Raw genomic sequence first — 14,428 nt, 5'->3', positions numbered from 1 at the left:
CCGATCAGGACCCTCCCTCACGCCTCCGGGAACCGTCCGCCGCGCCGTCGCCCCCGGGGCCTGAACCCTCCGCTGCGCTGCCGCGCTCCGGAGCTCCGGGTTCGTCGGTCCCGGACTTCTCGGGTTCGTCGGTCCCGCCGACCGGGGACCCGGGCGACCTCGTCGTCGTCCCCCCGGGTGTCTTCTCGGTCGTCTTCCCCCCGGTCGCCCTACCCCCGGTCGCCCTACCTCCGGTCGTCTTCCCCCCGGTCGCCTCCGTATCCGGTGCCGTGGCCGCGGGTGGCTTCGTCGCGGGTGTCCCGGTCGCGGCTGCGTCCGTCCCGGCGGGCGTCGACGGCGCGGCGTCTCGGCCGCGCACCGGGGCGTCGATCCCGTAGTACTCCAGGAGCTTCGCCTCCTGCTCGGGCGTCAGGGCGTCCTCGGTGTGGTCGGGTCGCGGCGAGTCTCGGATCACGGAGCGGGTGTGGTCGACGTGCAGCTCGTCGTCGAGGAGCCGGGCGCCGTGGAGCGGAACGATGGCGTCGGAGGAGAAGATGCCGGTGGAGACGGTCGCGAAGGTGATCTTGCCGTTCGCGTCGTCCACGTACACCTGCCGGACCGCGCCGATCTTGGTCCCCGTCGAGTCGAATGCCGTCGCGTCGAGAAGTGCGTCGAGCTGGTCCTTGAGAGTCACGGGGTCTCCAGGGGGTCGAGGTGGGGTCGAGGTGAGGGCCGGGGCCGGGCGAGCCCGCTGAGGTCCTGGTGATTACACCAGCTCGACAGCGGTTGAGCCGGGTGTTCACCGCCTGTGTCGTCGGATTGCGACGCGCGGGGTGACCCGTCGGCGCGGGTCGGTAACCTCGACCGGGTGAACCCTCGAGCCCAGGACCCCCTCGCCCCGCTGCTCGCGCTCCCCGGCGTCGCGGAGGCGTCGGAGGCCGCCAGGAGTGCGCTGGCGGCGGTCCACCGGCATCCCGCCAACCGTCGCGGTTGGCCCACGACCGCGGCGGAGTCGGTGCTTCGAGGCGCCCGGGCCTCGGCTGGCGTGGAGGGCGCATCGGTGCGGCTGGACGCCGGGGGCGAGCACGACGAGGTACTGGCCAGTGCACTGCGGGTGGCCGGCGAGTTGACCGGGGAGTCGCTCGACCGGGCCGTGTCGGTGTGGACCCGGTCGCCGCTTCAGGAGCTCGCCCAACTACACCTGCTGGCCGCGTCCGGCCCCGATGTGGACGAGGCCACCCTGGGCCGGCCCCGATCAGACCAGGGCGTGGCCGAGCGGCTCCAGGGACTGGCCGAGTTGGTGACCGGCGGGACGAAGGTCCCCGCCCCGGTCCTGGCGGGGGTGGTCCTGGGCGAACTCTCGGGGCTCCGGCCCTTCGGGTCCGCGGACGGACTGGTGGCGCGGGCGGCGTTCCGGCTGGTCACCGTGTCAACAGGGCTCGACCCGCACTGCCTGGGAGTTCCCGAGGTGACCTTCTACCGGGACCCCGACGCGCATCGGTCGGCCCTGGCCGGATTCGTCTCCGGCACCGAGGACGGCGTCGCCTCCTGGCTCATCCACTGTTGTAGAGCACTGGAGGCGGGGGCCCGCGAGGCCACCTCCATCGCCGACGCCGCCGGGGCCTGAGCGCTCTACGCCTGACGTGCGAATGGCGGGCCGGCACGTGTGCCGACCCGCCAACTCACTGCGGTTCCATCGAGAGTTCCGGGTACCAGGCGTCCTGTGGTCCGCCGTGTCGCCGGTCCGGGACAACCGTCGGTGACGGCTGGCGCGGACCCACGGCTGGTGTGCCTCTCGGGCGTTATCCGTCGCGTGGGTTCCGGAGTACCGATGACGGTGTCGGTCGACGGGGGACCGTGACTTCTCTTCCGTCACTGCCCTGGCGTCGTCGTCACCGTGACCTGAGCATGCCGCCCGGGACGGCCCTTCGGCGATGGGGGGATCCCACAAGGAACCCGGTGACTTGCGGGTGGTTCCCGCCATCGCGCACCGGCGGTCCGGCGGCGCACGCTGGATTGTTGGGCTCTCACCGCCGGGTGGGGACGCGGGGTCAGTCGTGTCGACGTGCGGCGCGCGCGAAGGAGAACGTCGCGGCCCCCACGGCGAGCGCGATCGCGCCGACGCCCACGATCGGGCCGGTCGCGCGCTCCAACGTCGGCAGCAGTGGCGTGGGGTTCTCGAAGGTCAGGATCGGCCATCCCCGTTCGAGCGCCTCCCGTCGCAGGGCCCGGTCCGGGTTGATCACCGTGGGGTGGCCCACCTCCTCGAGCATCGGGAGATCGGTGGAGGAGTCGGAGTAGGCGTAGGAGGCCTCCAGCTCGTAGCCGTAGCGGCGGGCGAACGCCCGGATCGCCTCCGCCTTGCCGGGCCCCTGGCAGTAGAACTCGATCGAACCGCCGTACCGCCCGTCCTCGTCCCGGTTCATGCGGGTGCCGGCGTAGTGGTCCACGCCGAGCATGCGGGCGATCGGGGCCACCAGTTCCTCGCCGGAGGCGGAGACGATCACCAGGTCGTGTCCGAGGGCGCGGTGCTCGGCGAGCAGCTCCTGCGCCTCGGAGTAGACGGTCGGGGAGACGGTCTCCGTGAGCGCCTCGGTGACGATCCGCTCGACCTTCTCGGGTTCCCATCCCTTGGTCGCCGTGGCCATGGCCTGGCGCACCTTCTGCATCTGATCGTCATCGGCGTCGGACAGGCTGAAGGCGAGCTGGGTGTAGGCCAGATCGATGACGGAGCGGCGCGACAGCAGCCCCTCGTCGAGGAACGACTTGTTGAACGCGAACACCGACGAGGTGGCGATGATCGTCTTGTCGAGGTCGAAGAACGCGGCGATCCGGCGCGGTCGGTGCGACGACCGGGGGCCCTGGCGGCGTGGGGCGGACACGGGTCCACGATACGGTTGTTGCGCACATGGCGTGGATAAGTGATACTGATCACGCTCGAAAGAGCATCCCCCTATAGGTGCTCGATTCGTTCCCCCCACGAATCGGGACTTCGAGAACCGCGGCGTCCCCCTGCCGCGGTTTCTCGCTATTTACCGGGGTCCTGTCGAGCCGCCGGGCGGGTTGTCCACACCCCCGGCCCTCTCCACAGGCGGGGCTCGTATCGCGCCCGGGACCGGTTCGGCCGGCCGGCCGGTGCGCCACGCTGATGCCCGTGACCCAGAGCCCTCCGTCAACGCGCAGTTCCCGCCCGGCCACCGGTGCAGACCCCGACCGGTCCCGCGGTGGGACCGTGGCGGTCGACGTCGCCGACCCCGATCTCGACGCCGACGTCCGGGCCGTGCTGGCGGCCCTGGCCCTGGACCCCGGCCCCCGCGACGGGGCCCTGACGGATGTGGTGGTGACGGACCGCGCGGGGGCGGGTGGGGTACCCGGCGGAGCGCGCGTGGTGCGGGTGGGCGCGGACGGCCCCGGTGCAGAGGGTTCCGGTGGTGACGGTTCCGGGAGAGACGGCGGCGACGACGAGGTGGTGCGCCTGCCGTCCGGGACCGCGGATCTCGTGGGCATGCTCATGGCGCCGGTCGCCGCCGGGCGCGGATCGCTGGTGGCGGTGGTGGGTGCGGTGGGCGGATGTGGCACCAGCACCCTGGCGGCCGCGATGGCGGTCCGCGCGGGCGACACCGTCAGGACACTCCTCGTGGAGGCGGACCCGCGGGGGACCGGCGTGGACCTGCTCCTGGGGACGGAGTCCGAGCCCGGGTTGAGGGTGGAGGACGTCCGCGCCGAACTCGGTGGCCCCGACCCCGACGCGCTGTGGGGAGCGGTCCCCGCCGCGGACACCGGCTGCCGGGTGTTGGCCCGGTCGCGGGGTCGCGCGATCGCGAGTGGGGCAGCGGTTCCGGCCCCGGCCCCGGCCCATGCCCGGGTGCCTGCGGCGGCTCCCGGTTCCGAGGGCGCCCTGGGCGCGGCGCTGGCCCATCGGTCCGCGGGCGGGCTGGTGGTCTGCGATGCCGGCGGGTTCGCGGGCGACGACCCGGTGCTCGCGCGTGCGGACCTCGTCGTCGTCGTCACCAGGGCGGATCTCCAGGGCGCGGTCGCGGCCGGACGCGCGTCCGGTGACCTGCGCGGCGCGAGGTTGGTCGTCCGCACACATCGCGGCGACCCTCTCCACGCGGCGGACGTGGCCGAGTCGGCGGGGATCGATCAGTGGCACGTGCTCCCGGAGATCAGGGCGGTGCGGCACCTGGTCGGGGCCGGGGACCTCGGCCGGGCCCTCCGGCGCGCGCAGGGTGCTCGGGGCAGGGGCGGGCGGGTCCGACGACTCGGTGCGATGGCGGATGCGCTCCTGGAGCAGGTGCTTCCCCGGTGACCGGTCAGGGGGCCGGACCGGAGGCGCTCCCGGCGGGACTGGTCGACCGTGTCCGCGCGCGACTGGCCGGACTGGGGGTGGACCCGGAACCGGACGAGGTGGTGCGCGCGGTCCGGGCCGAGTCCGAGGTGCTGCACGGGCACCTGGACCTGCTGCGGACCGCACGCCTGGTGCGTGAACACCTCGCCGGCGCGGGACCCCTCGAGGCGCTGCTGGCGAGCCCGGGGGTCACCGATGTCGTGGTGGACGGGCCGGGCCCGGCGATGGTGGACCGCGGCCACGGGCTCGAGGAGGCCGACGTGGTGGTGGCGACCGAGGCCGAACTGCGGGCTCTCGCGGTGCGGCTGGCGGGCCGGGCCGGGCAGCGGCTCGATGACGCCCGCCCCTGGGCGGACGGGGTGGTCCGCTCCCGGGACGGCATGGCGTGGCGACTGCACGCGGTCCTGCCCCCGGTGGCGGTGGACGGCACCTGCCTGTCGCTGCGGGTGTCGCGGCCCGCGCAGGCCACCTTCGATCGGCTCGTGGCGTCCGGCACCGTCCCGCCGCAGGCCGAACCACTGCTTCGGGCGCTCGTCGGGGCCCGCGTGGGCTACCTGGTGGTGGGCGGGACCGGCTCCGGCAAGACGACCCTGCTCGCCGCGCTGCTCGGTCTGGTCCCGCCGGGCGAGCGGCTGCTGTGCGTCGAGGACTCCCCGGAGCTGCGGCCCGCGCACCCGCACGTCGTCCGGTTGGTGGTGCGGCACGGCAACGTCGAGGGCGCGGGCGGGGTGGCGATGTCCGACCTGGTCCGTCAGGCGCTGCGGATGCGCCCCGACCGGATCGCGGTGGGCGAGGTCCGCGGCGGCGAGGTCGCGGATCTGCTCGCCGCCCTCAACACCGGGCACGACGGCAGCGCCGGGACCGTCCACGCCAATTCCCCCACCGAGCTCCCCGCTCGGCTCGAGGCGCTCGGGGCGCTGGGCGGACTCGATCGCGCGGCCCTGTCCGCGCAGGTCGCGGCGTCGCTGAGGGTGGTGGTGGGGATGCGTCGCCTGCCCGACGGGCGGCGGGGCGTCGACTCGATGGGCGTGGTCCGGCGCGATGCGCAGGGGATCGTCGTGGACCCGGCCTGGCGGGCCGACGGGGGAGCGGTCCCCGGCCGGCCGGCGTTCGACGCACTGATCGCGGGTGGCTCGTGATGGCGGCGCTGCTCCTGGCGGGGGCCCTGCTCGTGTGGCCGGACGGGGTGGCCCGGATGCGGCTCCGTCACCTGGGCGGCGCGCCGGACGCGCGACTGCGGGTACTGCGGCGACTCCTCGGGCGGGCACCGGCGGCGGTTCTCGTGCCCGCGACGGCGGGGGTCGTGGGCCTGCTGCTCGCCGGGCCACTCCACGCCTGCGCCGCCGCCCTGCTCGGGGCGGTGGTGTGCGACCTGCGCAGGCGGGCGGGGGTGCGCCGCCGGCGGCTGGATCGTCTCGGGGCCTGGGAGCGCGCCCTCGACGACACCTCCTCGGCGCTGCGTGCCGGAGCCGGTCCGGAGGAGGCGCTGCGCCGGGCATCGACGGCCGCGCGGTCCGGGGATCCCGAGGTCACGGCGGTGCTGATCGCCGCCGGCTCCCACGCGCGCCTGGGCGGGGACGTCGCCGCGGCGCTGTTCTCGGCCACCGCGGTGTCCGGCCGCGGAGGTCCAGAGGGGGCAGGAGACCGGGTGGCGGGAGAGCTGGCCGGTGCCTGGCTCCTGGCCACCCGGCACGGGGTGGAGCTGGCCGAGGTCGTGGACGGGCTGCGGGCGGACGTCGCCTCGCGCCGCGAGCGGGCGGTCCGCGTGGACGCCACCCTGGCCGGCCCCCGAGCCACCGCGATGATCCTCACCGCCCTCCCCGGATTCGGCGTTCTGCTGGGGTCGGGTTTCGGCGCCGACCCCCTCGGGGTGCTGTTCGGCGGCGCTCTCGGCGGGGTGTTGTGCCTGATCGGCGCCGGGTTCCTGGCGGCGGGACTGCTGTGGACGGACCGGATCGTGGACGGGGCGGCCAAATGAGTGCTGCCCTGCTGCTGCTCGCCGCGGCGCTGTGTGTGGCCCCGTGGCGGGGGCCGGCCACCGAGCGGCTGCGGGACCTCACTCCCGCGCCGCGCGGACCCGGACCGAGGCGGGAGTTCCCGTGGTCCCCGGTCCTCGAGCGGATCCGCCTGCGGCGGGCGGACGCGGCGGACACCGGGTCCCTGGCCCGGATGCTCGACCTGCTCGCCGTGGCGTTGCTCGCGGGGCTGCCCACGCATCTGGCGCTGGCCGCGGTCGGCGACGCGGTGGCGCCCACGGAGCCGGACGTGGCCGCCCCGCTCCACGCCGCCGCGGCCCGGGTACGCCTCGGCGCGACTCCCGCCCAGGCGTGGGAGGACGTGCCGGGCGCGGATCGGCTGGCCCCGGTCGCCTCGGTGCTCGCCCGTGCCACCGATGGGGGCGGCTCCGTCCGCTCGGCACTCGGTCACGCGGCCCAGCGGATGCGCGGCGATGCCGACGCCGCCGCGACCACCCGCGCCGAGCGGGCCGCCGTACTCGTGGCCGGCCCGCTCGGCCTGTGCTTCCTCCCGGCGTTCGTCTGCCTGGGAGTGCTCCCCGTCGTCGTGGGTCTGGCGGACGGGATGTTGCCCGGGGTCCTGCCGTGAGCGGGCACCAGGCACACCGATTCCGGGGCGGAGACGCCGCCCCGGTCACCAAGAAGGAGAACGCAGATGAACACTCACGACAGCAACACCCGGACCACCTCACTCAGCCACCGTTCCCTCATCCACCGCGCCCGCGCCGCGCTGCGGCGCCGGTTCGACGTCTCCGCCGGCCACGACGCCGGGATGTCGACGGTCGAGTACGCGGTGGGGACCATCGCCGCGGCCGCCTTCGGGGCAGTGCTGTACACGGTGGTCAGCGGCGATTCGATACCCGACGCCCTCGGCGGGATCATCGAGCAGGCGCTCAACACCTCGGTGTGAGGGCCTCGCGTCGGCTCCGGGCGGCGGCCACCGGGGACGGTGGGTCGGTGACGGTCGAGGCGGCGTTGGGGATCGCCTCACTCGTGGTGGTGCTGGCCGTGGCCGCCTCCGGAGCCGCCGCGGCGCTTACCCAGATCCGGGTCGTCGATGCCGCGCGGGAGGCGGCCCGGGTGGCCGCGATGTCCGGGGCGGACGAGGGCACGGCGGCCGGGCGCGCGGCGGCCCCGGGGGCCGAGGTGACCGTCGATGGGGATGGCGGCACCGTCACCGCTCACGTCAGCGCCCCGGCACGTGGCCTGCCCGGGGTCGTGCTCACGGCTCGTGCGGTGGCGCGCGCCGAGCCGGGGGTATCCGGGTGAAGCCCGGTGTGGGGCGGTTCGACGACGACGAGGGGTCCATGAGCGTCATGACCGCCTTCGCGGTGGCCGCCGTCCTTGCGGTGACCGTGGCGGTGCTGCTGGTGGGCCGGGCGGCGGTGGCCGTGCATTCCGCTCGATCGGCGGCGGACCTGGCCGCGCTCGCCGGCGCCCACGCGCTGCGCGCCGGCGAGGACGCGTGCTCCGCGGCCTCCGGCGTGGCCACCGCCAACCGGGCCGTGGCGGCGGGATGCACGGTCGATGGTCACGACGTGGTGATCCGAGCCGAGGTCCGTGTCGAGCTCGGGATCCTGGGAGCGCGGGCGGCGTCGGCGGTGGCCCGCGCGGGGCCGCTATGAACCGGTGGCGTGGGTGCGGCGGGCGCCAGCAGGAGTTGCCGGTCAGCCGGGGGCCACGAAGTACATCGGGTCCCCCTGCATATCGGAGACTCGGAGTAGCCCGCCCTCGTCTTGTGGGATCTGGATGACGCCGTGGCCCATGTGGGTGCCTCCGGTGTAGAGCTCGGTGCCTCCGTGCCTCGGGTTCTGCAACATGACGTGTTTGTCGGACCAGCTGTGCACGACCCCGGAATCGGTGACGAAGTCGAGGTGGATGTGCTGGGCGCGGGCTGAACCGTCACCCCGGTACGTCGAGGATGCCGTGATCAGGGCGTACCGCATTCCGGGGTCGGGCGGATCGACGGAGTACTTGGAGTCCATGATCGCGGCGGTGCCGTCCAGGTCGATCGACTCTATCGTGACGTCCCATTCGTCAAAGGTGAGTGTTCGACCGATCGCGAACGGCTGAGCTCGCGATCCCGGGCCGGCCGCGGGTTCCGGGGACCGCGTCGGGGCGGGGTCGCGGATGGCTGCCGTGGCCGGTGAGCCCCGGCCGCTGGTCACGGAGTACCCGTTCACGAAACCTTCTCGGAAGCTGACGGTGAACGTGTTGTCCACCGTCAGCACGCCCACCACAGCCGCGACGCTGGTCCCCGCCAGGGTGATCCCGAGTGCGGAGAGGGCGGCACCCAGTTTCCGGTTGGTCCCGAACAGCGCGAAGAACCCGAGGACGAAGCCGACCGGCAGGAGCAGCCACCCCACAGGACGGACCACAGGAAGGCAAGCCAGGACCGCGCCCACCGAGCTGATCGCGAGGGCTGCCAGCCCCAGCGGGTTGCGTCGCTTCGGTCCGGTATCCGAACCGGGCGGGGTCCACGGCGGAGGGCGCCGCCCGCCGTCCGGGCGCCCTCCGTGCGGGCCGGGCTGCGGCGGCTGCGCCGGACCCCGGGTTCCCGGGCGCTGCCAGCTCTCCTGATCAGGTCGCCCGTAGGGCGAGCGGTGGAGGTGGGGGTCGCTCACATGACGGACTATGGCACGACCGGCGCTGCCATAGGGCGTGCCTCGGATCACATTTCGGTGGCCTCCGCCAACTGCCCCACGACCTCGGTGAGCAGCGCGATCGCACCCGGTTTGGAGAGCGGGTCGTTGCCGTTCCCGCACTTGGGGGACTGGATGCACGAGGGGCACCCGGTCTCGCACTCACACGAGCGGATGGCGTCCAGGGTCGCCCGGAGCCACGGGACGGCCCGGCGGAACCCGCGTTCGGCGAAGCCGGCCCCGCCCGCGTAGCCGTCGTAGACGAACACCGTGGGCAGGCCGGTGTCGGGGTGCAGGGCGGTCGAGACGCCGCCGATGTCCCAGCGATCGCAGGTCGCGACCAGCGGGAGCAGTCCGATGGCCGCGTGCTCGGCGGCGTGCAGCGCGCCCGGCCAGTCGGACTCCTCCAGCCCGGCGACCCGCAGCAGCTGCGGGGTCAGGGTGTAGACCACCGCCCGGGTGGCCAGGACGGTCTCGGGCAGGTCCAGCGGCGTCACGTCGAGGATCTCGCCGCCGCGCAGGCGTCGCTGGTACCCGGTCACGCGGGCGGTCACCTCGACGTCGGCCAACGACAGGGTCACCGGGCCCGCGGCCACCGTCTCCAGGGTCTCCACCAGGTCGATCGACACCTGCTCCCGGGCCGAGGTGGTCCACTCCGGCTCCTCCGGGCGGCACAGGGCCAACCCGTCGTCCAGGTCCAGCTCGTCCACGACGAAGGACTCCCCCTGGTGCAGGTACAGCGCCCCCGGGTGGACCTGGGAGCGGGCCCGGACCGAATCGATGGTCCCGAGCATCCGACCGTCGACGGCGTCGACGATCACCACCTCGGCCCCGCCGGTCCCGCGGATGTCGACTTCCGTGTGTGGGGTGTGGTCGTCCGCCGCCGGGTACCACCCCACGGGCCGCCGTCTGACCAGACCCTGCGTGGCCAGGTCCTCGAGGACGGCGGTCGCGCCCCACGCCCGGGCCTCCTCGTGCGTCATGGGCCGTTCACTGACAGCACACCGCAGCTGCCCGGCGAGCAGGACCGGGTTGCGGGGATCGGTGACGGTGGCTTCAACCGGCCTGCCCAGTAGCGCCTCGGGGTGGTGCACGAGGTAGGTGTCGAGGGGGTCGTCGCGGGCCACCAGGACCACGAGCGCGCCCTGCCCCCGCCTCCCGGCGCGCCCGGCCTGCTGCCAGAACGAGGCGATGGTCCCCGGGAAACCGGCACTGACCACGGCGTCGAGACCGGAGATGTCCACGCCCAGCTCGAGTGCGGAGGTCGAGGCCACGCCCACCAGGTCCCCCTCGGCGAGGCCGCGCTCGAGTCGGCGACGATCCTCGGCCAGGTAGCCGGCGCGGTAGGCGGCGATCCGCCCGGCCAGCTCCCGGCCCCGGGCGCCGTGATCGGAGATCAACCGCTCGCGCGCCCGCAGCGCGGTGGACTCAGCGCCCGCCCGGGAGCGCACGAAGGTGAGCGTCCGGGCGCCCTCGGCCACCAGGCCGGCCATGAGCGTCGACGCCTCGACCGGAGCGGGTCGACGCACGGGGGCGCCGTTCTCCCCGGAGAGCCCTTCCATGAGCGGTGGCTCCCACAGTGCGACGGTCCGGCCCCCCTGGGGGGAGGTGTCGTCGGTCACCTCCACGCACTCGCGGCCCACGAGGGTGGTGGCGGCCACCCCGGCGTCGGAGGTGGTGGCGGAGGCCAGGACGAAGGTCGGCTCGGCCCCCATGGCCCGGGCGAGACGGTCGAGACGCCGCAGGACCAGGGCGACGTTGGAGCCGAACACGCCGCGGTAGGAGTGACATTCATCGACGACGACGTAGCGCAGTCCCCGCAGGATGCGCGTCCACTGGCGGGACCGACCGAGCACGGACAGGTGGAGCATGTCCGGGTTGGTGACGATCCACCGTGAGTTCTCGCGGATCCACGGGCGGGCGTCGGTCGGGGTGTCGCCGTCGTAGGAGGCGGGGGCCACGTGCGCGAGCCCGGGAACGGAGTCCACCAGCGAGACCACCGAGGACAGCTGGTCCTGGCCCAGGGCCTTGGTCGGGGACAGATACAGCACGCTGGCCCCCCGGTCGGCGGCGAGTGCGCTGAGCGCGGGCAGCTGGTAGCCGAGGGACTTGCCGGACGCGGTGCCGGTGGCCACCACCACGTTCCGCCCGGCGTGCGCGTGCTCGGCGGTGGCCACCTGGTGCGCCCAGGGCCGCGCGAGGCCCCGTCCGCGAAGTTCGTCGACCAGACCCGGGTGCGCCCAGCTCGGCCAGTCGGCGTATCGGGCCTCGCGGGCGGGCAGGTCGACGGTGTGGGTGACCGGGGACGCACCCGCGGGGAGCTGCTCGAGCAGGTGGCTCAGGAGTTCGCGTCCGTAAGTCGTCACCCCCCGACCGTAGAGGGGATGGCCGATCTGCCGCCGCCTGCGGTGATCAGTTCTCCTGGGGCGGGTCTCGTGGTGTACTGGATCCGGTCGCCCGCGACCGGTCGCGGGCTCCCCGCGGACGGTCAGGCGACCCGACCCGCGTGGCCATCCCGCGAGTCGCACCTGGCAGTACGGAAAAGGAACGCAAAACATGGCACAGGGCACCGTCAAGTGGTTCAACGCGGAGAAGGGCTACGGGTTCATCGCCCCCGAGGACGGTTCCGCCGACCTCTTCGTCCACTACTCCTCCATCGAGGGCTCGGGCTTCAAGTCGCTCGAGGAGAACCAGCGCGTCGAGTTCGAGGTCGGCGAGGGACAGAAGGGCCCGCAGGCCCAGGAGGTCCGCGCCATCTAGAGGCGTCTCGACACGGATTCGACGGGGTCCCCGGCGCACGAGCGGCGGGGGCCCCGCCGTCTGTCCGGGGCCGGACGTAGGCTCGGCCCCGTGACGCAGTTGTCGTTCTTCGCAGCCGACGAGCACGACCCCGAGCCGTCCGACCTCGAGGGCGCCCTCGCCGCCCGCGGCCAGACCACCCTCACCGGCGCCCTCGCCCAGGTGTCCGTGGTGCTCGACGCCGCCTGGCGCGCCGATGCCCTCATGGGCCTGCTCTCCGATGCGGGGCTGGACCCCGTCCGCTCTGCCGCCGGTCCGGACGGCCGCTGCACCGTGTCCACCGCGCGGACCGCGGTTCTCGTCCCGGTGGCGCGCCGCTGGCGGCGTGGAGCCGTGACCGCCGTGCCGGAGGGGTGGACCCCCTCGGCCGGGGCACTACGGGTCTGGTTCCTCACCGCCGGCCGGATCGCCCCCGGTGGTGCGATCGACCTGGGGATCGACGCCGGTGCCGAGCAGCACGCCCCCCGGCGCGCGGCCCTCGTCGAGGCGTTGGGCAGGGCCGGCATCCGCGCCACCTACGTGGGCCCGCGGGGCGACGGGCCTCTGCTGCGGTTGGGGACCGCCCGTGCCCGCACGCGCCTGGCGGAGATGCTCGGGGCCGCGCCGCCCGGGGTGCCGACGGCCGAGTGGCCCGTCTAGGTCACCCGCTGTGGCGCCGGCCTTCTTGCGACGGCTTTGTTGCGACGGCTTTGTTGCGCCGGCTGAGCCGGTGCGGAAGTCTTCGATGTCATGTGCATGCTCGTGGTCGCCCGCCGGGTCCACCCCCGGTTCCCGCTGGTGGTGGTGGCCAACCGGGACGAGGTCCTGGCCCGCCCCACCGAACCCCTGCACGAGTGGACCGCGGACAGGGAGGGCGTGGCGGGCATCGTCGCGGGCCGCGACGTCACGGCAGGTGGGACGTGGCTCTCACTCGCCCCGGGGGGCCGGTTCGCCGCGGTCACCAACGTCCGTGAGGGTGGCCCCGTGCTGCCCGCACCCGCGTCGCGCGGCGAGTTGCCGGTCACCGCGCTCACCGGAGGTGTCCCGGTGACCGGGTTCGCCCGCCATGTCGTCGACGATCTCGACAGGTACGGACCGGTCAACCTCCTCGCCGGCGACCTCGACGAGATGTGGTGGGCGTCCAACCGCTCGAGCCGTGGTCCGATGCGGCTCGGCACCGGGGTCCACGGCCTGTCCAACGCGGCGCTGGACACCCCGTGGCCGAAGGTCGTCGGGGCGGTGCGGGACGTGAGGGCGCTGATGGGCACCGAGGCGATCTCCGGCACGGACTGGTCGGGCCCGCTGCTGGATCTGCTCGCCGACCGCCGCAAGGCCCCGCTGCGGCATCTCCCGCGCACGGGCGTCCCGCTGTCCCACGAATGGCGACTGTCGTCGCGGTTTGTGCGGATCGGTGGGCGGTACGGGACCCGCTCGACGACGGCGGTGCGGGTCGACCACCACGGCACGGTCGACGTGGTCGAACGCACCTGGGATGCCCGTGGACGCGTCGCGGGGACGGTCACCGCGCGCATCTGAGCGGTGACCGCCCCCGTGGGACGGACGTACTACAGCTGACCTAGCCGACGGTCCAGGTGTTGCTGCCGTCGAGCAGGGTCTGCAGGTCCGAGGGTGAGGTCTCCTTGGCGGCGGTGACCTGGGCGCGGGCCTGGTCGTCGTAGGTCTCGCGCTGGACCTGGCGGATGATGCCGGTGACCGTGTACTCGAGGTCCTGGGTGGACAGGTTGGCCAGGGCGTGGGCGTAGGTGGGGTCGTCGGCGTGGGCGTCGTGGACGATGATGTCGGACTCGTCGACCTCGGCGGTGGCGGCGACGGTGAGTGAGAACCCGGAGCGGATCACGCAATGCTGACCGTCGTCGCCGAAGATGATCTTCTCCCCGTGGCGCACGGGGATGAGGTGGTCGCCGGCATCCTCCTTGCGCAGCAGGTCGAAGGAGCCGTCGTTGAAGATGGGGCAGTCCTGCAGGATCTCCACGAAGCTGGTGCCGCGGTGGCGGGCGGCGGCGTCCAGGACCTCGGTCAGTCCCTTGCGGTCCGAATCCAGGGCGCGGGCGATGAAGGTGCCCTGGGCGCCGATCGTCAGCGACAGCGGGTTGAACGGGTAGTCCAGTGACCCCATCGGGCTGGACTTGGTGACCTTGCCCGGCTCCGAGGTCGGCGAGTACTGGCCCTTGGTCAGCCCGTAGATGCGGTTGTTGAACATCAGGATGTTGAGGTTGACGTTGCGCCGCAGGGTGTGGATGAGGTGGTTGCCGCCGATGGACATGGCGTCGCCGTCACCGGTGACCACCCACACCGACTGGTCCGGACGGGCGGTGGCCAGGCCGGTGGCGATCGCCGGGGCGCGGCCGTGGATCGAGTGCATCCCGTAGGTCTCGAGGTAGTACGGGAAGCGGCTCGAGCAGCCGATGCCGGAGATGAACGTGATGTTCTCGCGCTTGAGTCCGAGCTTGGGCAGCAGGGCGCGGATGGTGGCCAGGATGACGTAGTCGCCACAGCCGGGGCACCAGCGCACCTCCTGGTCGGAGGTGTAGTCCTTGGGCTTCTGCGGTGCGTCGTTCTTGGGTACGGAGGCCAACGCGTCCAGGGGTAGCTGGCTGCCGACGAGTCCGGGTTCGGTCGTGGTCATGTGAATCCTCTCCTCGCTC

Annotated in this window: 16 protein-coding genes; 11 read left to right on the top strand and 5 right to left on the bottom strand. The window is 73.7% G+C overall.

The features are described 5' to 3' along the window. Positions 1-4: 4 nt before the first annotated feature. On the bottom strand, positions 5-673 hold the full coding sequence (locus tag NJE57_RS09405) for a PRC-barrel domain-containing protein (protein ID WP_319028135.1): 669 nt from the start codon (positions 671-673) through the stop codon (positions 5-7). Between the two features lie 174 nt (positions 674-847). Between NJE57_RS09405 and NJE57_RS09400 the strand changes: the two genes are divergently transcribed. Then, positions 848-1,606: an oxidoreductase gene (locus tag NJE57_RS09400; protein ID WP_319028134.1), complete on the top strand. Its 759-nt coding sequence runs from the start codon at positions 848-850 to the stop codon at positions 1,604-1,606. 424 nt (positions 1,607-2,030) lie between these two features. Here the strand turns inward: NJE57_RS09400 and NJE57_RS09395 are convergent, their stop codons facing one another. After that, positions 2,031-2,861 carry an HAD-IB family hydrolase gene (locus NJE57_RS09395; RefSeq protein WP_319028133.1) on the bottom strand — a complete coding sequence of 277 codons (831 nt, stop codon included), beginning with the start codon at positions 2,859-2,861 and terminating at the stop codon, positions 2,031-2,033. Between the two features lie 272 nt (positions 2,862-3,133). On the opposite strand from NJE57_RS09395, the gene NJE57_RS09390 reads away from it, so the two are divergent. From NJE57_RS09390 to NJE57_RS09360, 7 genes are all read left to right on the top strand, one after another. After that, positions 3,134-4,288: a chromosome partitioning protein gene (locus NJE57_RS09390; RefSeq protein ID WP_319028132.1), complete on the top strand. Its 1,155-nt coding sequence runs from the start codon at positions 3,134-3,136 to the stop codon at positions 4,286-4,288. After that, positions 4,285-5,466, top strand: a complete 1,182-nt coding sequence (locus NJE57_RS09385) for a TadA family conjugal transfer-associated ATPase (RefSeq protein WP_319028131.1) — start codon at positions 4,285-4,287, stop codon at positions 5,464-5,466. Before NJE57_RS09390 ends, NJE57_RS09385 begins: the two co-directional genes overlap by 4 nt. Next, positions 5,466-6,305 carry a type II secretion system F family protein gene (locus tag NJE57_RS09380; RefSeq protein ID WP_319028130.1) on the top strand — a complete coding sequence of 280 codons (840 nt, stop codon included), beginning with the start codon at positions 5,466-5,468 and terminating at the stop codon, positions 6,303-6,305. Before NJE57_RS09385 ends, NJE57_RS09380 begins: the two co-directional genes overlap by 1 nt. Continuing rightward, entirely contained in the window at positions 6,302-6,931 is a 630-nt protein-coding gene (locus NJE57_RS09375; protein ID WP_319028129.1) for a type II secretion system F family protein, read from the top strand. The genes NJE57_RS09380 and NJE57_RS09375 overlap by 4 nt, the downstream gene beginning before the upstream one ends. Positions 6,932-6,997: 66 nt before the next feature. Then, on the top strand, positions 6,998-7,252 hold the full coding sequence (locus NJE57_RS09370) for a DUF4244 domain-containing protein (protein ID WP_319028128.1): 255 nt from the start codon (positions 6,998-7,000) through the stop codon (positions 7,250-7,252). After that, positions 7,249-7,611, top strand: a complete 363-nt coding sequence (locus tag NJE57_RS09365) for a TadE family type IV pilus minor pilin (protein WP_319028127.1) — start codon at positions 7,249-7,251, stop codon at positions 7,609-7,611. The genes NJE57_RS09370 and NJE57_RS09365 overlap by 4 nt, the downstream gene beginning before the upstream one ends. A gap of 38 nt (positions 7,612-7,649) precedes the next feature. Next, complete coding sequence (locus NJE57_RS09360; protein ID WP_319028126.1) at positions 7,650-7,967, top strand: Rv3654c family TadE-like protein; 318 nt, start codon at positions 7,650-7,652, stop codon at positions 7,965-7,967. Positions 7,968-8,009: 42 nt separating this feature from the next. On the opposite strand, the gene NJE57_RS09355 is transcribed toward NJE57_RS09360, so the two are convergent. Then, a complete protein-coding gene (locus NJE57_RS09355) occupies positions 8,010-8,966 on the bottom strand; it encodes a hypothetical protein (RefSeq protein ID WP_319028125.1) in 957 nt (318 codons plus the stop codon). Positions 8,967-9,013: 47 nt separating this feature from the next. Continuing rightward, positions 9,014-11,350 (bottom strand): DEAD/DEAH box helicase, encoded by a 2,337-nt coding sequence (locus NJE57_RS09350; RefSeq protein WP_319028124.1) that lies wholly within the window; start codon positions 11,348-11,350, stop codon positions 9,014-9,016. A 190-nt stretch (positions 11,351-11,540) separates the two neighbouring features. Between NJE57_RS09350 and NJE57_RS09345 the strand changes: the two genes are divergently transcribed. The 3 genes from NJE57_RS09345 to NJE57_RS09335 all read left to right on the top strand — a co-directional run bounded on the left by NJE57_RS09345 (position 11,541) and on the right by NJE57_RS09335 (position 13,298). Continuing rightward, a complete protein-coding gene (locus NJE57_RS09345) occupies positions 11,541-11,744 on the top strand; it encodes a cold-shock protein (RefSeq protein ID WP_067711447.1) in 204 nt (67 codons plus the stop codon). A gap of 90 nt (positions 11,745-11,834) precedes the next feature. Beyond that, a complete protein-coding gene (locus NJE57_RS09340; RefSeq protein WP_319028123.1) occupies positions 11,835-12,422 on the top strand; it encodes a hypothetical protein in 588 nt (195 codons plus the stop codon). 90 nt (positions 12,423-12,512) lie between these two features. Then, positions 12,513-13,298 carry an NRDE family protein gene (locus NJE57_RS09335; RefSeq protein ID WP_319028122.1) on the top strand — a complete coding sequence of 262 codons (786 nt, stop codon included), beginning with the start codon at positions 12,513-12,515 and terminating at the stop codon, positions 13,296-13,298. 40 nt (positions 13,299-13,338) lie between these two features. Here NJE57_RS09335 and NJE57_RS09330 read toward each other — a convergent pair whose 3' ends face one another. Continuing rightward, positions 13,339-14,409, bottom strand: coding sequence for a 2-oxoacid:ferredoxin oxidoreductase subunit beta (locus NJE57_RS09330; protein ID WP_319028121.1), 1,071 nt, complete (start codon positions 14,407-14,409; stop codon positions 13,339-13,341). Positions 14,410-14,428: the final 19 nt, after the last annotated feature.

It is taken from the genome of Dietzia sp. PP-33, from assembly GCF_033790845.1.
Classification (GTDB): Bacteria; Actinomycetota; Actinomycetes; order Mycobacteriales; family Mycobacteriaceae; genus Dietzia.
Note: the sequence above shows the minus strand (reverse complement) of the source record. Positions and strands in the feature narration are given on the sequence as shown.

Excerpts from the sequence above, each read along its gene's own strand:
- NJE57_RS09380 (WP_319028130.1), top strand. The coding sequence starts at position 5,466 with ATGGCGGCGCTGCTCCTGGCGGGGGCCCTGCTCGTGTGGCCGGACGGG.
- NJE57_RS09335 (WP_319028122.1), top strand. The coding sequence starts at position 12,513 with ATGTGCATGCTCGTGGTCGCCCGCCGGGTCCACCCCCGGTTCCCGCTG.
- NJE57_RS09375 (WP_319028129.1), top strand. The coding sequence starts at position 6,302 with ATGAGTGCTGCCCTGCTGCTGCTCGCCGCGGCGCTGTGTGTGGCCCCG.
- NJE57_RS09360 (WP_319028126.1), top strand. The coding sequence starts at position 7,650 with ATGAGCGTCATGACCGCCTTCGCGGTGGCCGCCGTCCTTGCGGTGACC.
- NJE57_RS09370 (WP_319028128.1), top strand. The coding sequence starts at position 6,998 with ATGAACACTCACGACAGCAACACCCGGACCACCTCACTCAGCCACCGT.
- NJE57_RS09330 (WP_319028121.1), bottom strand. The coding sequence starts at position 14,409 with ATGACCACGACCGAACCCGGACTCGTCGGCAGCCAGCTACCCCTGGAC.
- NJE57_RS09345 (WP_067711447.1), top strand. The coding sequence starts at position 11,541 with ATGGCACAGGGCACCGTCAAGTGGTTCAACGCGGAGAAGGGCTACGGG.